21 protein-coding genes are annotated in these 21,014 nt (G+C 39.4%); 16 read left to right on the top strand and 5 right to left on the bottom strand.

Features of this window, described 5'->3' with window-relative positions:
• The first annotated feature begins 8 nt into the window (after positions 1-8).
• The 3 genes from MS2017_RS08765 (at position 9) to MS2017_RS08750 (ending at position 4,586) form a co-directional block, all read left to right on the top strand.
• Positions 9-1,052 (top strand): tRNA (5-methylaminomethyl-2-thiouridylate)-methyltransferase, encoded by a 1,044-nt coding sequence (locus MS2017_RS08765; RefSeq protein WP_071564729.1) that lies wholly within the window; start codon positions 9-11, stop codon positions 1,050-1,052.
• Positions 1,053-1,291: 239 nt separating this feature from the next.
• Positions 1,292-3,847, top strand: a complete 2,556-nt coding sequence (locus MS2017_RS08760; protein WP_122951940.1) for an Lcl domain-containing protein — start codon at positions 1,292-1,294, stop codon at positions 3,845-3,847.
• 229 nt (positions 3,848-4,076) lie between these two features.
• Positions 4,077-4,586, top strand: a complete 510-nt coding sequence (locus MS2017_RS08750; protein WP_122951939.1) for an Lcl C-terminal domain-containing protein — start codon at positions 4,077-4,079, stop codon at positions 4,584-4,586.
• A gap of 41 nt (positions 4,587-4,627) precedes the next feature.
• Here MS2017_RS08750 and thiS read toward each other — a convergent pair whose 3' ends face one another.
• Together thiS and MS2017_RS08740 are read right to left on the bottom strand one after the other, a co-directional pair.
• Positions 4,628-4,828 (bottom strand): sulfur carrier protein ThiS, encoded by a 201-nt coding sequence (thiS, locus tag MS2017_RS08745; protein WP_071564725.1) that lies wholly within the window; start codon positions 4,826-4,828, stop codon positions 4,628-4,630.
• Positions 4,825-5,094, bottom strand: coding sequence for a heavy-metal-associated domain-containing protein (locus MS2017_RS08740; protein ID WP_071564724.1), 270 nt, complete (start codon positions 5,092-5,094; stop codon positions 4,825-4,827). The genes thiS and MS2017_RS08740 overlap by 4 nt, the downstream gene beginning before the upstream one ends.
• Before the next feature lie 107 nt (positions 5,095-5,201).
• Here MS2017_RS08740 and carA point away from each other — a divergent pair, with 107 nt between their 5' ends.
• Genes carA through greA form a run of 4 tightly spaced genes read left to right on the top strand, consistent with a single transcriptional unit; the run spans position 5,202 to position 10,712 of the window.
• Positions 5,202-6,323: a glutamine-hydrolyzing carbamoyl-phosphate synthase small subunit gene (carA, locus tag MS2017_RS08735; RefSeq protein WP_122951938.1), complete on the top strand. Its 1,122-nt coding sequence runs from the start codon at positions 5,202-5,204 to the stop codon at positions 6,321-6,323.
• Positions 6,324-6,331: 8 nt separating this feature from the next.
• Positions 6,332-6,991 (top strand): MlaA family lipoprotein, encoded by a 660-nt coding sequence (locus tag MS2017_RS08730; protein WP_237731898.1) that lies wholly within the window; start codon positions 6,332-6,334, stop codon positions 6,989-6,991.
• 24 nt (positions 6,992-7,015) lie between these two features.
• Positions 7,016-10,225: a carbamoyl-phosphate synthase large subunit gene (gene carB, locus MS2017_RS08725; RefSeq protein ID WP_122951936.1), complete on the top strand. Its 3,210-nt coding sequence runs from the start codon at positions 7,016-7,018 to the stop codon at positions 10,223-10,225.
• 10 nt (positions 10,226-10,235) lie between these two features.
• Positions 10,236-10,712 (top strand): transcription elongation factor GreA, encoded by a 477-nt coding sequence (gene greA / locus MS2017_RS08720; RefSeq protein ID WP_071564720.1) that lies wholly within the window; start codon positions 10,236-10,238, stop codon positions 10,710-10,712.
• A gap of 219 nt (positions 10,713-10,931) precedes the next feature.
• Here greA and xerD read toward each other — a convergent pair whose 3' ends face one another.
• From xerD to rplS, 3 genes are all read right to left on the bottom strand, one after another.
• Entirely contained in the window at positions 10,932-11,804 is an 873-nt protein-coding gene (gene xerD, locus MS2017_RS08715) for a site-specific tyrosine recombinase XerD (RefSeq protein WP_122951935.1), read from the bottom strand.
• Between the two features lie 6 nt (positions 11,805-11,810).
• Positions 11,811-12,062, bottom strand: a complete 252-nt coding sequence (locus tag MS2017_RS11505; RefSeq protein WP_164707682.1) for a hypothetical protein — start codon at positions 12,060-12,062, stop codon at positions 11,811-11,813.
• Positions 12,063-12,162: 100 nt separating this feature from the next.
• The gene (gene rplS, locus MS2017_RS08710) at positions 12,163-12,516 is read right to left on the bottom strand and encodes a 50S ribosomal protein L19 (protein ID WP_071564619.1); all 354 of its coding nucleotides are present in this window, start codon (positions 12,514-12,516) and stop codon (positions 12,163-12,165) included.
• Between the two features lie 119 nt (positions 12,517-12,635).
• Between rplS and MS2017_RS08705 the strand changes: the two genes are divergently transcribed.
• The 9 genes from MS2017_RS08705 (at position 12,636) to dsrK (ending at position 21,004) form a co-directional block, all read left to right on the top strand.
• A complete protein-coding gene (locus MS2017_RS08705) occupies positions 12,636-14,069 on the top strand; it encodes a glutamate synthase subunit beta (RefSeq protein WP_122951934.1) in 1,434 nt (477 codons plus the stop codon).
• Positions 14,070-14,460: 391 nt separating this feature from the next.
• Positions 14,461-15,765: a dissimilatory-type sulfite reductase subunit alpha gene (gene dsrA / locus MS2017_RS08700; RefSeq protein ID WP_071564621.1), complete on the top strand. Its 1,305-nt coding sequence runs from the start codon at positions 14,461-14,463 to the stop codon at positions 15,763-15,765.
• Between the two features lie 44 nt (positions 15,766-15,809).
• The gene (dsrB, locus tag MS2017_RS08695; protein ID WP_071564622.1) at positions 15,810-16,883 is read left to right on the top strand and encodes a dissimilatory-type sulfite reductase subunit beta; all 1,074 of its coding nucleotides are present in this window, start codon (positions 15,810-15,812) and stop codon (positions 16,881-16,883) included.
• A gap of 11 nt (positions 16,884-16,894) precedes the next feature.
• Positions 16,895-17,296: a sulfurtransferase complex subunit TusD gene (gene tusD / locus MS2017_RS08690; RefSeq protein ID WP_071564623.1), complete on the top strand. Its 402-nt coding sequence runs from the start codon at positions 16,895-16,897 to the stop codon at positions 17,294-17,296.
• Position 17,297: 1 nt separating this feature from the next.
• On the top strand, positions 17,298-17,702 hold the full coding sequence (gene tusC / locus MS2017_RS08685) for a sulfurtransferase complex subunit TusC (RefSeq protein WP_071564624.1): 405 nt from the start codon (positions 17,298-17,300) through the stop codon (positions 17,700-17,702).
• Positions 17,703-17,714: 12 nt separating this feature from the next.
• Entirely contained in the window at positions 17,715-18,011 is a 297-nt protein-coding gene (gene tusB, locus MS2017_RS08680; RefSeq protein WP_071564625.1) for a sulfurtransferase complex subunit TusB, read from the top strand.
• 24 nt (positions 18,012-18,035) lie between these two features.
• Positions 18,036-18,359 (top strand): TusE/DsrC/DsvC family sulfur relay protein, encoded by a 324-nt coding sequence (locus tag MS2017_RS08675; RefSeq protein ID WP_071564626.1) that lies wholly within the window; start codon positions 18,036-18,038, stop codon positions 18,357-18,359.
• A 280-nt stretch (positions 18,360-18,639) separates the two neighbouring features.
• A complete protein-coding gene (locus MS2017_RS08670) occupies positions 18,640-19,413 on the top strand; it encodes a respiratory nitrate reductase subunit gamma (RefSeq protein ID WP_122952251.1) in 774 nt (257 codons plus the stop codon).
• A 1-nt stretch (position 19,414) separates the two neighbouring features.
• A complete protein-coding gene (gene dsrK / locus MS2017_RS08665) occupies positions 19,415-21,004 on the top strand; it encodes a sulfate reduction electron transfer complex DsrMKJOP subunit DsrK (RefSeq protein WP_071564627.1) in 1,590 nt (529 codons plus the stop codon).
• The last annotated feature ends 10 nt before the right edge of the window (positions 21,005-21,014 follow it).

Below are 21,014 nucleotides of genomic sequence, written 5' to 3'. Positions count from 1 at the left end.
AGGATAAAATGAAAAAACAAATAAAAGCAGTGTCGTTAATTTCAGGAGGATTGGATTCACTTTTGAGCACCAAATTAATGTTAGATCAAGGTGTGCATGTAGAGGGAATTAATTTTTTTACTGGTTTTTGTGTAGAAGGACACACGCACGCTATTCGCAAGCAAAAAAAAGACAAGCCAAAACGCAATAACGCCTTATGGGTGGCAGAACAACTTGATATAAAATTACATATTATTGATGTCATTGAAGAATATCGTGATGTGTTATTAAACCCCAAGCATGGTTATGGCAAAAATATGAACCCGTGTCTGGATTGCAAGGGATTTATGGTAAAAAAAGCCAAACAATGGATGTTAGAACACGATTTTGATTTCATTATTACAGGCGAAGTAATGGGGCAGCGACCTATGTCGCAACGCAAGGAAACCATGCCAATTGTGCAAGCAGAATCAGGGGCAGATGATTTGTTATTGCGCCCATTGTGTGCCAAACATTTACCACCCACTAAAGCAGAAATTGAAGGCTGGGTGGACAGAGAAAAATTATTGGATTTTTCAGGGCGCACGCGCAAGCCACAAATGGCTTTGGCCAAGCAATATGGTTTTGAAGACTATGCCACACCTGCCGGTGGATGTTGTTTTTTAACCGACAAGCAATATTCAGATAAGTTGGTCGATATGTGGCAATCTCGTGGCAGTCGTGAATATCAATTAGACGATTTAATGATGCTTAAAGTTGGTAGGCACATTCGTCCAAATCCCCGTTTTAAAATGATTGTTGCCAGGGAAGAAGGAGAGGTTAAATTTTTAGAAGGGTATCGCAATCAATACGCTAATTTATACCCCACCAGTTGCAATGGACCATTGGCATTGATTGATGGCGAGCCCACTCAAGCAGACCTGCAAATTGCCGCTAAAATCTTAGCGCGTTATTCTCAGGGCAGAGACAGTGACAGTGTTGATGTAGAGGTAAAACTAGATACTGGTATTATGCAAATGCTAAGTGTTAAGCCGTTCTCAGCTGATGAAATTCAAAAGAATTGGATGGTTTAAAAAAGTGGTGAATTTAATTTATACTTATATGCAAAGGTCTTAATAGTGCAACATTTTTTTAGAATAGCCCTCGGTCTATATAGTTCGTGCAATTTATTACAAAAAAATACAATTTACTGTTAAAAAAAGTTGTATAATCGCTATTCATTAGTGCCAAAGTAGTGCAATTGAACGATTTTCGGCACCACTTTTATACAAAATCTTGGGTAATATTATTTTTCATTTTTGGAGTATATTCAGTGTCTAATTTGTTAAAAAATTCGTTAGTTGTGGCCGTTGCTTTGGCGTTGCAATCTTGTGGGGTTTCTTCTGGTTTTCTCTCTGCTGCTCCAATTGATAACGCCAGTTGTTCCATTTATAATGTCACCCTAGAAGGGGGAAAAGGCGATAAATTAGTCTCTACGATTAGCAACAAGGGTGTTGTTGAATTTAGTAATGTTAATTATTTTGGAAAGGCTTTAATTGAATGTTCTGCTGGTGGAAAATATACCGATGAAGCGACAGGTGAAGAAAAACAATCGCCAATGTTACGAGCGGCACTTAATTTTGTCGAAGGTGAAAAATTTGCCGTCACACCATTAACTGAAATTGCCGTAAGAATTGACACTAACCTTAACAATGTTATTGAAACTCATAATAGCACAGTCGCCAACGCTTTTGGTTTATCAGGAAAAAGTATCACCCTAATTATTCCTACAAACATTGACAAAACTGATATAACCGATGACGACGCTGGAGATTATGCCATGGTTTTGGCAATGCTTTCAAAATTTGAAGATCAAGATGTAAGCAATAGAGGTAGTCTCAGTGAAATTATGGAGGCATTCAAAGTCGAATTAATTGACAAGACATTAGATCGGGCAACCGCAAAGGAATTAGTAATAGCACTTGATGGCTTAGACAGTAAGTTTAAAAACACCAATGCTGACAAAATTGGAGCAGATATAATTGGTGTGCCACTATTGACTAGACTTGCCAATTTATCAACCAAAAACTTGATTATCGGCAGTCCTGTAACTTTTGTGTTCGAAAACACAGGTGGTGATGCTCGTAGTTGTGGTAGCGAACCCAGTTTACCAAATGGTTTAATGGTGGTACTTTTTGGTGGCAGTTGCAAAATCTTTGGCACACCAACCTTATTGCAAAGCGCTACAATGCACACCATTAAAGCCACTAATTTAAAAGGTAACAGTACGGCCACGATTAGCATCAGCGTTAATTTAGATATACCAAGAAACTTGAAAACCACCAAAGGTAATGCCGCTGTTACCTTAACTTGGCAAGCAGTTAACGGGGCAACAGGGTACAAAATATATTACTCCCAAAATGAAATTAACGCATCTAATTTAGGCAGTGCCAGTGTCTTGTTAACATCAGGTGTTAGTGGAACTGTTAGTGGCTTAAGCAGTGGCACTTTCTATCATTTTGTCGTTGCTGCGTTACAAGGTAGTGCTGAAGGGCCTTTAAGTAATGTAGTAACTACCACCCCTACAGGCAAGCCGATACTCACCAATTTACCTAGTAGGCATTTCATTCTTAATAAGAATATCATTGCCTTTATGTTTCACAACACAGGCACTGCTGCTAGTAGTTGTAGTAGTGAACCTAGACTTCCAAATGGCTTAATAGTGGAGTCTAATAATAGCAATGGTGGCTGTGAAATCTTTGGCACACCAACCGTATTACAACGCGTTACGACTTATACCATTAAAGCCACCAATGCAATAGGAGATGACACGGCTACAATAAGTATTAATGTTGATTTGGATACGATAAAAAGCCTGACAGCTCAAAGCAAGGCTAATGCCGCCGTTACCTTAACTTGGGACACAGTTAGCGGGGCAACAAAATATCAAGTGTATTATGCCAAGCAAAGTTTTAATGGTGTTAATCTGTCTAATTACGCCTCTTTAGATGGCGGTTCATTATTACAAAACATCACAGGCACTAGCAAAACTATTGCTAATTTAGCCGTAGGCACACAATATTATTTTATTGTTACGGCCGTCAAAGGCACTTTTGAAAGTGGCAGATCTGGCGAAACAACAGCCATACCAGTTGAAATGCTTAACGACACAGGCATAATTGAGGGCGGGAAATATCAAACGGGTAATAATGACACCTGCACAGGTACAGAAATATCAGCACAAGACTGCTCGAATGGACGAGATGCTCAAGCAGCCGCTGGCACTTTGATAAAAATAGGTGGGGGTAAGGTAGGATTTGATTTCACTAAACTCGGTAGCACAGGCAATGTGTTAAGCATTCAAAACGCAACATGGGCAACAGGCGATACGGGTACAGAAAGTGCTGGGACTAAATGGTCTTGTGTACGAGACAATGTCACAGGATTAGTTTGGGAGGTGAAAAGCAATCAAGGTGTTGAGGATAGTGATACCACTGACAACAACCACACCAATATTCACCACCAAGGCAATGTCTATCGTTGGGGTGGAAAAACCGCAATTGGCAGAGAAAATGCCAATAGAAAAGGCGATTATAACAATGATTGGACTGGTTTAGTTGAGGGGACAAATGCTGAAAATTTCTGTGGCAACAATAATTGGCGTGTACCAACCATAGGCGAATTGTATTCAATTATCGATTTGTCAATTACAAGACCTATGATTGATAATAATTATTTTCCAAATGCCGTGGTCAATAGTTTTTGGTCGTCTTCACCTTATGTGAATAGCCTTAATAATGCATGGCTACTGGAATTTTACGATGGCTATCTTTATAATTACCTTCGTTCTCACAAATCTTATAGTGTTCGTTTGGTGCATTCTAAATAATGATTTTTTATTTTAAAAATATGAATGATCAAAACAAATTTTCTATTTATCGTAATGTAGTATGCTTGGTTATCAAAATAGAAAGTGCAGTTAAAAATTTTGTTATTTCTTTACAAAAAGGCAAATGCTTTATTTTTACAAATAGACAGTTTGCACAACATTTGCAACCGAGCAAGAGCATTAGGATAAACGACTTAAAAATATTCCACCCATAACTAAGAGCATAAACATGAAAAAAACAATTTTATTTCTAACAATTAATATTATATTTTTAGCCACCAATTATTCGTTGGCTCAAACTTGCCAAGACTATATTCCTAACGAGTGGGAAGATAGTAGATATGTCATTCGTAGTGATAATACGGTTATTGACTATCAAACCAATTTAATGTGGAAAAAATGTATTCAAGGTTTGAGTGGTGATAATTGTAGCGTAGGTTTAGGCGGTAAGTTCAATTGGGAAGCGGCACTACAATTGGCAAGAGATCACAACTTTGCCACTTATAGCGATTGGCGTCTGCCAAACATAAAAGAACTGAATTCTTTGGTTACGCGTAATTGTTATAACCCTCGTGTTAATGAGAACATTTTCCCCAACACCCCTGCCGACCTCTTTTGGTCGTCTTCACCTAGTGCTCGTAATTCCAGCCAGACTTGGCAGTTGCATTTCAACTATGGCTATGCCAACACTGAAGAACGCAACAGTAGCAATTATGTTCGTTTGGTGCGTTCCAGATAGTGATTTTTTCTTACAGCCTTATTAAGGTTAAGCCTTAATAATTAGCCACCACCCACTGCTTTAATAATTTCAATTTTGTCTCCTTCGTTTAGAAGGAATTCCGTGTGATTTGATTTGGGGATAATGGCTTCGTTGACTTCTAGGGCGATGCGTTGGTTTTGATAATTGAGTTTAGCAATTAAATCAGTGGCAGTTGAGCCACTGGCAATCTTAAATTGTTCGCCATTGACTTGTAGAATCATTTATCCATTTTACCGATGGCACAAGAAACGAATGATTTGGCTTTGGCTTTGGCTGAGCCGAAACCATGAACTGAGTCGGTTTCAGGGTACCCTAAGTTGAGCAAAATTTTGGCTACTTCGTCGCGTTTAGTGTCTTCAACATCAATGTTAATTGTGCCTTGTTCAACATTCACTTCAGTGCTGTCGGTGTTAAATTTTGTATTAAGTTTCTTAGTGATGGTGCCTGCACAGCCACCACATTTGATATTTTCTACTGTAATTTCCATAGTGCCTCTTTATTTGATTTTAAAGTGTAAGATTATATCTGATTTGCCTGTTAGATTATAGATTGCTTGTGGTAAAATTTCCGAAGTTTTTAATTCAGGAGTGTTCAGTGTCGCAAGTTGCTGTGTTAGCATTAGAGGATGGTGCAATTTTCAAGGGGAAATCAATCGGCGCTAGTGGTGAAACATTGGGTGAGGTGGTATTCAATACCTCAATGACGGGCTACCAAGAAATTTTAACCGACCCTTCTTATGCCAAGCAAATTGTGGCACTCACTTATCCGCATATTGGCAATACAGGCACCAATCAAATTGACGAAGAATCCGCTAAGATTTATGCCTCTGGTTTGATTATTCGTGATTTGCCTTTGTTACACAGTAATTGGCGTAATGAAATGCCATTGGATGAATATTTATCAAAACATAATATCATTGCAATTAGCAACATTGATACCCGTGCTTTAACACGCCATTTGCGTGAAAAAGGCGCACTCAAAGGCTGCATTATAACAGGCGATAATATTGATGAGGCGTTGGCAATTGCTAACGCACAATCTTTTGCTGGACTTAAGAATATGGATTTGGCTAAAGTGGTTTCCACCACTAAGCAATACACATTTAAGGAAGGCTCTTATGTTCTTGAAAAAGGCAAATTTAATTCGCTTGATGCAAAATTCAGCGTTGTGGTTTATGATTATGGCGTGAAAAAAAATATTTTAAGAATGTTGGTAGACAGAGGCTGTGATTTAACAGTGGTCAATGCACAAACACCTGTTGCAGATGTTTTGGCAATGAACCCTGATGGTGTGTTTTTGTCCAACGGTCCAGGCGACCCTGAGCCATGTGATTATGCGATTGAAAATATTCGAACTTTATTGGCAAAAGATATCCCTATGTTTGGTATTTGTTTGGGGCATCAATTGTTGTCATTAGCGAGTGGCGCATCTACTGAAAAAATGATTGTAGGTCATCATGGCGCTAATCACCCGGTGCAAGATTTGGCTTCTAAGCAGGTGATGATCACTTCACAAAATCATGGTTTTGCAGTATCAGCAGATAATTTACCGGCACATCTTGAGGTAACGCATAAGTCTTTATTTGACGACACCATTCAAGGTGTTAGAGTCATTGGCAAAAAAGCATTTGGTTTTCAGGGTCATCCCGAAGCCTCGCCAGGGCCACATGATATGAGTGGTTTGTTTGATACTTTTATACAGGAAATGCAAGGATGAAGTTTTTGATGTTAATGTTAACGCCTTTTTCGTTGTGGGCAAATGATATTGACCCGTGGGAAGAAGTGAACCGTGTAACTTTTGAATTTAATCAAACGCTGGATGAGAATATTTTTGAACCAATTGCCAAATCTTATCAAGAGAATATTCCTGAAACAATACAAAATCGAGTGAGCGACTTTTCTTCTAATATCGGTGATATCAACACATTTAGCAATGAGTTGGCGCAGTTTGAAATAATGAGTAGTGTTAATACACTAAGCAGAATTTTAATCAATTCTACAGCAGGTCTTTTGGGTATATTTGATATAGCAAGTGAACTTGGGCTAAAGAAAACCTATGAAGATTTTGGCCAAACTTTGGCAGTTTGGGGTATGCCAGAGGGTGATTATGTCGTGTTACCAATTTTAGGTCCCTCAACATTGCGTGACACAACGGGCGTCATAGTAGATAGTTTGCAAAGTATGGAACAAACCAAAAGCCTAGATATAATAGAAACAACTAGCTTAAGTGCAGCTCAAGCAGTTGATATGCGTGTTAAATTATTACCAATAAGCAATTTACTTAAAAAATCAGACGATCCCTATATTGTGATGCGTTCTTCTTATTTGCAAAAGCGACAATTTGATATACACAATGGTAATGTACCCGATGATGATGAATTTTAATTATAAAACTGAGGCCTCCATATAATGCCTAAAAGACAAGACCTAAAAAGTATTTTAATCATTGGCGCTGGCCCTATTGTTATTGGGCAAGCGTGCGAATTTGATTATTCAGGTGCACAAGCGTGTACCGCATTGCGTGAAGAAGGTTATCGGGTGATTTTGGTTAATTCCAATCCAGCTACGATTATGACCGACCCGCAAATGGCAGATGCAACTTATATTGAGCCGATTGAATGGCGCACGGTTGAGAAAATTATCGAAGATGAAAAACCTGATGCACTACTGCCAACAATGGGTGGGCAAACGGCATTGAATTGTGCGCTAGATTTAGAGCGATACGGCGTGTTAGAAAAACATGGTGTTGAAATGATTGGCGCTAAAAAAGAAGCCATTAATAAAGCAGAAGACCGTGATTTATTCCGTGAAGCAATGCTTAAAATTGGACTTGATATGCCTCAGGCAGCTGTTGCACACAATTTGGAAGAGGCCTTTGCCGTTCAGGAAATGGTAGGCTTTCCAACTGTTATTCGTCCCTCGTTTACTATGGGGGGTTCAGGTGGTGGCATTGCTTATAACAAAGAAGAATTTGTTGAAATTTGTGAGCGAGGATTAGACCTTTCTCCGACCAATGAATTGTTGGTTGAAGAGTCAATTTTGGGTTGGAAAGAGTTTGAAATGGAAGTGGTGCGTGACCATAAAGACAACTGTATCATTGTTTGCTCCATTGAAAACCTTGACCCAATGGGCATTCACACAGGCGATTCAATCACAGTTGCCCCTGCACAAACTTTAACTGACAAAGAATACCAAATAATGCGCAATGCTTCGTTGGCCGTGTTGCGTGAGATTGGCGTCGATACAGGCGGTTCAAATGTGCAATTTGCGCTTAATCCAAAAGATGGGCGATTGACGATTATTGAGATGAACCCAAGGGTTTCTCGCTCATCTGCTTTAGCGTCAAAAGCAACGGGTTTTCCGATTGCAAAAGTGGCAGCCAAACTTGCAGTAGGCTACACCCTTGATGAGCTTGATAATGACATTACTGGAGGCAAAACACCTGCCTCGTTTGAGCCAAGTATTGATTATGTGGTGACCAAGATTCCAAGATTTGCCTTTGAAAAATTCCCCAAAGCAGATGATAGGCTGACCACGCAAATGAAATCTGTGGGTGAGGTAATGGCAATGGGTTCAACTTTTCAAGAATCTTTGCAAAAGGCACTTAGAGGTTTGGAAACTGATAAAGTTGGACTGGATCCTATTGTTGATTTGGGTGCTGATGATGCGCGTAATAAAATTAGAAGTGAGTGCATTTCTGCTCGTGGTGAACGAATTTTTTATTTGGCAGATGCATTTAGATTCGGTATGAGCCTTGAAGAAGTGTTTGATTTGTCTAAAGTTGACCCTTGGTTTTTGGCGCAAATACAAGATATTGTTTCCAGTGAAATGCAAATTAATGCCAGTGATATTACCGACATTGATGCCAACGAACTATTTGATTTAAAGCGCAAAGGTTTTTCTGATGCGCGTTTGGCGCAACTGTGCAATTGTAGCGAATCATCTGTGCGTGAACGCCGCAAAGCATTAAATATTAAGCCAGTATTTAAGCGAGTTGACAGTTGTGCCGCTGAGTTTGATACGCAAACGGCATATTTGTATTCCACTTACCAGCAACAATGCGAAGCCAAACCAACCGATAGGAAAAAAATATTAATTTTAGGCGGCGGCCCTAATCGCATTGGGCAAGGTATTGAATTTGATTATTGTTGTGTGCATGCATCAAAAGCATTGCGTGCAGATGGCTATGAGACCATTATGGTGAATTGCAATCCTGAAACGGTTTCTACCGATTATGACATTTCTGATCGCTTGTATTTTGAGCCATTAACGCTTGAAGATGTATTGGCAGTGATTGATGTTGAAAATCCCGATGGTATTATTGTGCAATATGGCGGTCAAACGCCTTTAAAACTAGCAGATGCATTGGAAAAAACAGGTGCAAAAATTATTGGCACTAGCCCTGATGCGATTGATTTGGCAGAAGACAGAGAGCGATTTTCTAAAATGTTGCAAGAATTGGGGCTTAAACAGCCTCTCAACGGTACAGCGCGTTCATTGGCACAGGCACAAGACATTGCTGACGGCATTGGTTTTCCATTGGTGGTTCGCCCCTCTTATGTGTTGGGCGGTCGAGCAATGGAAATTGTTTATGACAAAGACAGCCTTGATCATTATATGCATACCGCTGTGCAAGTTTCAAACGACTCACCTGTATTATTAGATTCCTTTCTTGATCATGCCATTGAAGTTGATATTGATGTGATTTGCGATGGTGAAGTTGTGGTGATTGGCGGTATTATGCAACATATTGAACAGGCTGGTATTCATTCAGGTGATTCAGCCTGTTCGCTGCCACCTTATTCGCTACCGACAGCAGTGCTGGATGAGATGCGTAAACAAGTTGTTGCCATGGCAACAAAGTTAGGTGTTATTGGTTTAATGAATACACAACTTGCTTACCAAGATGATGAAATTTATATTATTGAAGTGAACCCTCGTGCTTCTCGCACAGTGCCTTTTGTGTCCAAAGCGATTGGCGCACCATTGGCAAATATTGCAGCACGGGTGATGGCAGGCAAAACACTCAAGCAATTAGGCTTTACCAAAGAGATTATTCCAAAACATTTTAGCGTTAAAGAAGCCGTGTTTCCGTTTAATAAATTCTTAGGCGTTGACCCAATTTTAGGTCCTGAAATGCGCTCAACAGGTGAAGTGATGGGCATTGGCAAAGATTTTGCCTCAGCTTTTGATAAAGCCCAATTGGCAGCAGGTAGCCGTGCCCCTGAAAGTGGCAAAGTGTTCGTGAGTTTGCGTAAATTGGACCGAGATGATTTGGTTAATTTAGGCAAGCGTCTTGCATCACAAGGATTTAGTTTGGTGGCAACTCGTAGCAACAAAGAGGTGCTAACCGATGCGGGTTTAGAATGTGAAACGGTCAATAAAGTTTCCGAAGGCTCGCCACATATTGTTGATATGATTAAAAATGATGAGATTGATTTGATTATCAACTCAACAGAAGACACCCAAGGTGCCGAAGATGCTGCCACAATTCGTTGTCAAGCCTTGGTGCATAAAGTGCCATTCACCACCACAGTGGCAGCAGCCTTTGCTATGCTGGATGGCTTGAAAGTTAATAAAAAAATAACAGTGAGAACAATACAATCACTTAATAACTAGGAGAATAAATATGGACAATATCCCTATGACTGTTGCGGGCGCTAAAGCGTTAGAATTAGAATTATTAAACCTCAAAGATATTGAGCGACCACGCATTGTTGAGGAAATCGCCACCGCACGCGCTCATGGCGACCTTAAAGAAAACGCTGAATATCATGCCGCCAAAGAAGAGCAAGGTTTTATCGAGGGTCGTATTAAAGAAGTTGGAGCAAAACTTTCACACATGCAAGTTATTGATGTTACCAAGCTTAACCAAGACGGCAGATGTGTTTTTGGCACCACAGTTACCCTGATGAATCTTGCAGATGACAAAGAAATCACTTATCAAATAGTCGGCGAAGACGAGTCTGATATTGAACTTAAAAAAATCTCATGTCATTCCCCAATCGCCAGTGCCTTAATGGGTAATGAAGAGGGCGATGAAGTTATTGTTAAAGCGCCACAAGGCAATATTCTTTACGAAATTTTAGAAGTGAAATATATCTAATTATCAATGGCATTGTAGTTGTGCCATTCTTCAAATATTAATTGTAAAAATCTCACTTTAAATCACCCTTAAAAATAGAGCCCCCTGTATTAGGCATAAATAGCAACCAAAGTTCATTTTGATTCTGCTAAGACAGGCTTTATAAAAAAAATACAACGGAATAAAATTTGCCCCTTATTCAGCATTCATATCTAATGCAAGGGTCTCAAATATCTAAAATCAGCCACGAGGGTGGTGTTTTTGATGTTGAGATTTTAATTGCGTATTTTGAATATGGGTGTAGATTTGGGTGGTGGAAATATCGCTATGCCCCAGCATTAATTGCACACTACGCAAATCTGCACCCTGTTGTACCAAATGCGTGGCAAAGGCGTGGCGGAGTGTGTGTGGAGAGAGAGGTTTGTTGATACCTGCTTTCAAAGCGTAGGCCTTAATGATGTAGAAGAAATTTTGTCTGCTCATGCTTGAGCCACGATTACTGAGAAAATAGGCGTCAGTTTGTCCAGTTTTTAGCAGAAAAGGGCGGGATTTTTCTTCGTAGATGGATAGGTAATCCATTGCCATTTCACCCATTGGCAACATTCGTTCTTTATTGCCTTTGCCATGGATGCGGATGTATTCTTCATTAAGGTTTAGATTGTGATACGCCAAATTAATTAATTCTGAAACGCGCAATCCACACGAATATAGTAACTCTAACATAGCACGGTCACGCATACCGAAGATGGTTTTCTTATTGGGCGCTTCAAGTAACGCTTCAACTTCTGTGAGGTTTAAGAAAATGGGGAGTTTTTGCACCTGTTTTGGGTGACAAAGTTTTTCTGTTGGGTTGGCGGCAATGGTTTTTATGGTAAGTTGATATTGATAAAATGTTCGTAAACAAGTGAGTATGCGCGCTTGGGTTGCCGGGTTAAGCGCCCTGTGTTTGAAATAATTATGAATGGCAGTATCGTTAACTTTTTCGAGAGGGGATTTTAGCCATTGAGAAAAAAGATTGAGGTCGGAGCGATAGGCTGATAAGGTGTTTGGACTGGCACCTGATGACAGCCAATAATGGTCAAGGAATTGATCGATAAGTGTGAGATTATCCATAAAAGGCTACTGTGTTAATCCAGTTCGGCTTAGGGAATTAGAAGGGCAGCCTATTGTTTGGCGATTCTTTGGATAAATGAGATATTGTTTTATGTGTTTCATAAGTTTAATATGAGACCTTTGCATCAATATGGATGATTCGCAAAATTCAATTTTTGCCCACTTGGTAATTTTCTTAAACCTTGTCCTAGTAGGGCTGAGGCTGGGTTTAAAAAAATTACCAAGTGGGTGAAAAGTAGATTCTTGATGATTATTCATATTTATGCAAAGGTCTCAATATAATGGTTTCCATGGTATTAGATTTTAGACAAAAAAATACCGACTGATTGTCGGTATTTTTAAAAGAATGTGATGGCTTTTATTTTTTAGCCGCCAATTTTTCTTTAATTCTTGCTTTCTTGCCTGTCAGACCACGAAGATAATATAACTTAGCTTGGCGAACTTTACCACGACGCTTAACTTCTACTGAGTCAATCATTTTAGAATGTGTTTGAAAAACCCGCTCAACACCTTCGCCGTGAGAAATTTTTCTAACCGTAAAGGCAGAGCCAATACCACGGTTTTTCTTAGCGATTACCACACCTTCAAATGCTTGTAATCTTTCACGGTCGCCTTCACGCACCTTAACTTGCACAACGACTGTATCACCTGATGAAAACTCAGGGATATCTGATCTTAACTGCTCACTTTCAATTTGGTCAATTACATTCATGACTACATTCCTTCTATTCAAATCTGTAAAAAGGGGCAATTATACAGTCATTATGATTGATAAACAAGGTGAATTTATGGCATAATTACGCACCTTGATATTTTAGACAATGATTAACAATGGGAAAAATAACTGGATTTAAGGAATTTGATAGAAAAACCGAGGCATATCGTTCTGTCGAACTGCGCATTAAAGATTATGGTGAAATTTTTACCGGCACACACGATGTTGCACATTTACAAGATCAAGGGGCAAGATGTATGGACTGCGGCGTGCCGTTTTGTCAATCCAGTAATGGCTGCCCTGTTGATAATTTAATTCCTGAGTGGAATGATTTGGTTTATCACGACAAATGGCAAGAAGCATTAACGCGTTTGCATAAAACCAATAATTTTCCAGAATTTACAGGGCGGGTTTGCCCCGCACCTTGTGAAGGTTCGTGTGTATTAGGATTGAACAATCCAGCGGTAACAATTAAAAATATTGAACAAGCCATTGTTGATCGTGGTTTTGACGAAAATTGGATTCAGCCACACAAAGTTCTATATCGAACAGGGAAAAAAGTAGCAGTGGTTGGCTCTGGACCTGCGGGTTTAGCAACAGCAGAAGAACTTAATAAACTGGGACATAGTGTAAGTGTTTTTGAGCGTGCTGATCGCATTGGCGGTTTGTTAATGTATGGTATTCCTAATATGAAACTCGGTAAAGAAGTGGTGGATCGTCGTGTGAATTTACTCAAAACATCAGGCATTGAGTTTATTACCAATGTCAATGTGGGCAAAGACATTAGTACCGAGCAATTGCAAAAAGATTTTGATGCGTTAGTATTTACTACAGGCGCAACACAAGCGCGTGATTTGCCAGTGGACAATCGTGATGCAGATGGCGTGCATTTGGCAATGGAATATTTGACTAAAAATACGCAAAGTTTATTAAATACTGGACATGCTGACGATTCAGAATTATCTGCTAAAGACAAAGATGTGATTGTGATTGGTGGTGGCGATACAGGGACAGATTGTATTGGCACGGCAGTGCGTCAAGGTGCAAAGTCAATTGTGAATTTTGAGTTAATGGGCAAGCCTCCTGAAGATCGTGCAGAAAGCAATCCTTGGCCACTTTGGCCATTGATTTATCGTGTGGATTATGGTCATGCCGAAGCAGCAGAAGTATTTGGGGCAGATCCAAGGCAATATCACTTAATGACCAAATCATTTGTTAAAGATGAGAGCGGTAAGGTTGTTGGGCTAAATACAGTCAATGTTGATTTTAAAGAAGGCCAGTTGATTGAAATTGACGGCAGTGAAAAAATTTGGAACACACAATTGGTGCTTTTATCAATGGGCTTTATTGCCCCAGAGCATTATTTAAGTGATGATGCAAATATTGACCTTGATAAGCGGGGTAATTATCAAGCGAATTATGGCGAATATGCCACCTCTCAAACGGGTATTTTCACTGCGGGTGATTGTCGTCGTGGTCAATCCCTGGTGGTGTGGGCAATCAATGAAGGCCGTGGTGTAGCCAGCAAAGTTGATGAGTATTTAGCATAAAGTGTTTATCTTTATATGCGGGGTTTTGCATAAAATATAAATAATCATCTTTTTCAGCAGCCCAGCAGTCTTAGAAGGTAAACCTAACTTTAGTGCTATTAGGATAAGGTTTAATAATATCATTAATTTGGTAAAAATTGAATGTTGCTAATCATTTATACTAATGCAAAGACCTTTAATTATAGTTAGTGTGATGCCTGCATTACACCGAGGTTGGCTTTATGGTAATCGCCTTAATTTTTAAAAGCAAAACCAATCTACCCCCTAAGAGATAGTCATCAATACCACTAATAAAATGGGGAATTTTCTTGTATTCTGAGTATAATATCTCTGTTCATATTTCCTTTTCTTAAGAATCAGGGAATTTATTAAAACTATTGGAGAAATAAAAATGGCAAAAGAGCTATATAACACGCCCAACCTTGATGAGTTGGAAAATGGCCCATGGCCTTCGTTCGTAACAGGTCTTAAGCGTTTGGCACAAGATGATCACACAGGTGCTAGCATGGTGCGTGATGTTTTGGCAACACTTGAAACATCGTATGTAACTAAGAAAGGTTATTGGAAAGGTGGTACAGTTGGTGTTGTTGGTTATGGTGGTGGTGTTATTCCACGCTTTAACGAACTTAAAGACGAAAACGGCGAATTTAAATTTAAAGATGCTGGCGAATTCCACACCTTAAGAATTCAGCCACCAGCAGGTATGCATTACACCTCTCAGTTATTGAGAGATATGTGTGATATGTTTGTTGATAACGGCGGCTCTGGTTTGATTGCATTCCATGGCCAGTCAGGTGACATTATGCTTCAAGGTGCAACTGAAGAAACCACACAAACTATTTTTAACAAGTTTAACGATTATGGTTTTGATATGGGTGGCGCAGGTCCTGCAGTGCGTACTGGCATGTCTTGTGTTGGTGCAGCGCGTTGTGAAATGTCAAATACAAACGAGCAAGCCGCATTGCGTACATTGGTAAATGCATTTCTTGACGATATGCATCGTCCAGCATTACCATACAAAATGAAATTTAAAGTGTCAGGTTGTGCTAACGATTGTATGAACTCTATTGAGCGTTCAGACTTCTCAACCATCGGTACTTGGAGAGATGATATTAAAATCAACCAAGACGCATGGAAAGCAATGGTAGCAGACAAAGGCATGGATTATGTGGTTGACAACATTACTTCGCGTTGCCCGACTCAAGCAATGAAAGTTGAATCTGATACTTCATTGACAATTGACAATAAAAACTGCGTTAAGTGTATGCATTGTTTAAATGTAACTTCCCCTCTTACACACAAGTATGTTAAAGATGCTGCTGAAGGCGCAATCTTAGCAACAGGTGACGACAAAGGTGTAACTATTTGTATGGGCGGTAAGCGCACATTGAAAATTGGTGACTTATTTGGCACAGTTGTTGTTCCATTTATGAAGCTTGAAAGTGAAGATGATTACGAAGCGATTGAAGAATTGGCTGGTGAAGTTATTGACTTCTTCGCTGAAAATGCATTAGAGCATGAGCGCACTGGTGAAATGATTGAAAGAATTGGTATCGTTAACTTTATGGAAGGTATTGGCTTAGAAGTTAACCCAAATATGGTTGATTCACCGCGTTATATGTCTTATGTTCGTATGGACAAGTGGGACGAAGAAGCTGTTAAGTGGTTTGAAAACAAAGCCGAAGCAAACGCATAATCATAACATTTATTAAACATTAAATAACATTAGGAGAAAATATTATGGCTGAACCAGTAAGAATGCCTATCGAATCAGGTTGCCCTGATCCTATTCAATATATGCACCCAACAATGCGTCGTAACTACGGCCAATGGGCTTATCATGACCGTCCTCGTCCAGGTGTATTACACCACACTTCAAAGTACAATGAAGAAGTTTGGACTGTTCGTTGTGGCACACAAAGACAAATGGATGTGTACACAATCAAGAAATTAGCAGACATTGCTGATGAATTTGGCGACGGCTACATTCGCTTTACTATCCGCTCAAATGTTGAGTTTATGGTAGACACTGAAGCAAAAGTTAATCCTTTGATTGAAGCATTAGAATCTGCTGGTTTCCCAGTAGGTGGCACAGGTCCAACAGTGTCAATGATTTCACACACCCAAGGTTGGTTGCACTGTGATATTCCAGGTACAGACGCATCGGGTGTAGTAAAAGCATTGATGGATGAATTGTATGAAGAATACAAAAAAGAAGAAATGCCAAATCGTGTACACATGACGACTTCATGTTGTCAAATTAACTGTGGTGGACATGGCGATATTGCGATTAACATTCAACATACTAAGCCACCTAAGATTAACCATGATTTAGTGGCTAATGTTTGTGAGCGTCCAACGGTTGTTGCGCGTTGTCCTGTTGCTGCGATTCGTCCTGCAATGGTTAACGGCAAGCCAACATTGGAAGTTGATGAGAAGAAATGTATTTGTTGTGGTGCGTGTTTCCCACCTTGCCCTCCAATGCAAATTAACGATCCTGAGCATTCTAAGATTGCTATCTGGATTGGCGGTAAGCACTCAAATGCACGCTCTAAGCCTTCATTCCAGAAGTTAGTAGCAGCAGGTCTGCCAAATAACCCACCAAGATGGCCAGAAGTGGGCGCTGTGGTTAAGAAAATTTTAGCCGTGTATAAGGCTGATGCTCGTGATTGGGAAAGAGTAGGAGAATGGGTTGAGCGTATCGGCTGGCCAGCATTCTTTGAAAAGACTGGATTACCGTTTACTAAATTCCATGTTTCTGATTGGAAAGGTACGCGTCATCAGCTTAATTCATCAGCTTATATCCGTTTCTAGGGAGCGTTTAAATGAAGATTTCTATTCAAATTAACGAAGGCCCTTATCAGCACCAAGCATCTGATACAGCGTATCAGTTTGCCAAGGCGGCGATTGCCAAAGGACACGAGATTTTCCGTGTGTTTTTCTATCATGACGGAGTTGATAATGCTTCGCGTTTTACTATTCCACCGCAAGACGATCGCAATGTTGTTAACCAGTGGGCTGAGTTAGATATTAAAAATGCCGATGGTGAACCTGAGTTGGTGGTTTGTGTGGCTGCTGCGCTTCGTCGTGGTATGTTGGATGAAGGTGAAGCCAGTAAGAATGGTATTGATGGCAATAACATTCACCCAGCTTTCCGCATTTCAGGTTTAGGTCAATTGATTGAAGCAGGTATTCAATCCGATCGTTTAGTGGTATTTGGAGACTAAGATGACGACAAAGAAATTTATGTATTTAAACCGTAAGGCACCTTACGGTACCGTGTATGCCTTAGAATCATTAGAGGTGGTGTTGATTGCTGCTGCTTTTGAGCAAGATGTGTCATTGGCGTTTATTGATGATGGCGTGTATCAAATTGTTGAAGGTCAAAATCCTGAAGGCATTGGTATGAAAAACTTTTCTAAGACTTATCATGCGCTTGGCGATTACGATATTAAGCAACTTTTTGTGTCAGCGGAATCTTTGGAAGAAAGGGGCTTGAGTATAGATGACTTAATGCCTTTGGTTTGGGAAGATGAAGATGATGATTGGGCAGAAAAGCCAAGTATTCAAGTGGTTTCTAATGCTGAGTTGACTAAATTGATGTCTGAGCAAGATGTCTGTTTAAGTTTTTAAGAGGAGTTTAATATGTTACATACAGTAAACAAATCATCTTTTGAGCGCAATTCATTACAGTCTTGTTTAAATACAATTGACGACAGTAGTGTTATTTTGCTCATCGAAGATGGTGTTATTTCTGCTGCAAAAAATACAAAATCACCCATGCTTGCCGATTTGGCAGCACAGGGTAGAGTGTTTGCATTGCAGGGAGATGTTGAGGCAAGAGGAATTTCATCAAAGGTTGCAGATGATATCAAATTAGTTGATTACGCAGGTTTTGTTGATTTAGTTGTAGAGCATGGAACTGCGGTTTCATGGCTTTAATTTAATTTTATATAGGAGTAAAAAATGGCTGAGATTTTAGGCGCAGAAGTAGATGAAGAGGGTTTTTTGGTAGATCTTAAAGACTGGACAAAGGAGATTGCTGTAGAAATGGCAAAAGGTGATGATATTGATTTATCTGAAGAGCACTGGGATGTTATTAATTTCTTGCGTGATTACTTTGAAGAGTATCAAATCGCACCAGCGGTTCGTGTATTGACCAAAGCAATTGGCAAACAATTTGGTAAAGAAAAAGGTAACTCTAAGTACCTATATTCTTTATTCCCGTATGGTCCTGGTAAGCAAGGTTGTCGTTTCGCTGGTCTTCCTAAACCAACAGGTTGTATCTAAATATTTGACTCAAAAGGTTTTTAAACCTTTTGAGTGGATGTTAGAGACCTTTGTATAAATATGAATATTTATCAAGAATTTATTTTTTACCTACTTGGTAATTTTTCTAGTAATAGATAAACCCAGTCTTAGTCTTGCTAAGATAAGGTTTAAAGAAATTACCAATTGGGCAAAAAAATTGAATTTTGCTAATTATTTATGTTTACACAAAGGTCTCTATTAATTGAAGGCACCTGTTTATTTGGGTGTTTTCCTAAATTTTAAATTTTTTGAGGGCAACATGTCTTTAGTAAGCACTTTTTTTACGGCTTTATTCTACTTATCTTTGGTGATTTTTCTTGTTGGTATGGCGAGAAAAATCTACCAATATTGGGTAACGCCTGCACCTCTTAAAATTCCAACCGCACCAACTCCATTAACACAAACAGGTGTGGTTATGCGACTGGCACGCGAAGTCGTTTTATTTGAAAGTTTATTCAAATCTAATAAGTGGACTTGGTTGTTTGGCTGGTTATTTCATGTGGGCTTGTTGTTGGTTTTAATCCGCCATGCTCGTTATTTTTGGCCAGGCGATTTGCCTGAAATATTTTTATTGATTCAACCGTTTAAATATGCAGCTTTTGCTATGGTTATCGGTTTATTTGGCTTGCTTGGTCGTCGATTTTTTGTTGAGCGTATTCGTTATATTTCAGCACCGTCTGATTATTTAATGTTGCTTTTATTATTAGTGATTGGGGTAAGTGGCGTGGTAATGACATTTACCAGTAACCATACTGATGTAATTATGGTAAAAGGTTTTGCTTCTGGATTGTTGAGTTTTGATTGGGCAAATTTACCAACGGAAGTACATTTTTTGGTGCATATTTTCTTGGCATTTTCGTTGTTGGCCATTTTCCCAATTTCAAAATTATTACATGTGCCTGGTATTTTCTTTAGCCCAACACGAAATCAAGTGGATGATTCACGCAAGAAGCGTCACATTTCACCGTGGGCATTGAAGCAAGAACAAGAACAAGAAGTTAGATTAAACGAAACATTAGGTAAGGACGAATAACATGGCAAAAGATTTCGAGGTACCAAAATTACCCACTTATTTAAAAATTCCTAAGATTAACGAAGGGATTATGGCTGGCGATGGGCCCTTTAAATCTGTTGAAGAATTTCAAAAACCTTTGGGTTTTCCTGGTGAAAAAGTTGACAATTGGCAAGAAGTTGCTATCAATAAAATGGGCGAGTTAAAATCTAAATATCGCTCAGTTCAAGTATTTTTAGATGCTTGTGTCAAATGCGGCGCTTGTACAGATAAATGCCATTATTTTTTAGGTTCATCTGATCCTAAGAATATGCCAGTGGCCCGTCAAGATTTGTTCAGAAGTGTTTATCGTCGCCATTTTACTTTTGCAGGTAAATATTTTCCTAAATTAGTTGGCGCCAAAGAGTTGGATGACAAGATGTTGGACGATTGGTATAACTATTTCCACCAATGTTCACAATGTCGTCGTTGTAGTGTATTTTGCCCTTACGGTATTGATACTGCTGAGATTTCAATGGCAGCTCGTGAAGTGTTGGATGCGGTTGGACTGGGTCAAAAATATTGTAATCAAATTTTGGGTAAGGCAATTACAGTGGGTAATAATTTGGGTTTACCTGAGCCAGCTCTACGAGACACTCTACTTGATCTTGAAGAGGAGATTGAAGAGGAAACAGGAGTTGCTGTTAAATATCCATTGGATGTTAAGGGCGCTGAAATTTTACTTATTACCCCGTCGGCAGACTTTTTTGCTGAACCGCATATTGATGGTTTGATTGGTTATGGCAAGGTTTTCCATCAAGATGGCGTGAGTTGGACGATGAGTTCTTATGCTTCCGAAGGTGCGAATTTTGGTATGTTTATTGGCTCTTACGACATAATGCGTAAAGCAGCACTTAGAATTCGTAAAGCAGCACTTGATCTTGAAGTTTCTCGTGTTATGGTCGGTGAGTGTGGTCATGCTTGGCGTGTGGCTTACAGTTTTTGGAATACTTTATCAGGCGTTGGTGCAGGTGCAGATACAACTGACAAGCACGCTTTAAAACTACAGAATCAACTGGATTCTCGTTATCCACAACCACAACATATTATTGAATACACACATGATTTGATTCAACGCAATAAGTTAAAGTTTGACAAATCTGCCAATGACGATAGAACAGTTACTTTCCATGATTCTTGTAATGTTGCGAGGGCAACCAATATGGGCGGCATTCCAAATGGCCAATTCATCCTCCCGCGCGAAGTAATTAAAGCAGTTTGTAATAATTATGTAGATATGGAGCGTAGTACGATTATGGAATCAACCTTTTGTTGCGGTGGCGGTGGCGGACTGTTAACCGACGACTTGATGGAGATTCGTATTAAAGGCGCAATGCCAAGAATGCAGGCATTGAAAGAAGTAGAAAAAACTGATGCAGTTGACACACTGGTTGCCATTTGTGCAATTTGTAAATCACAATTCAGTAAAGTGTTACCAAAATTTGATTTCGACCCCTATATGATTGTTAGTGCACACCAATTGGTAAGCGAGGCAATCATTATGGACAAACCACAAACAGATGATTCTGAAGCCAAAGTGGCAGAAGAAGCAGAAACTATAAAAGCAGAATAATAGATAAGGA

This window comes from Bathymodiolus thermophilus thioautotrophic gill symbiont (assembly GCF_003711265.1).
Classification (GTDB): Bacteria; Pseudomonadota; Gammaproteobacteria; order PS1; family Pseudothioglobaceae; genus Thiodubiliella.
The sequence above is the reverse complement of the archived record's forward strand: the minus strand, read 5'-3'. Positions and strand labels throughout refer to the sequence as shown.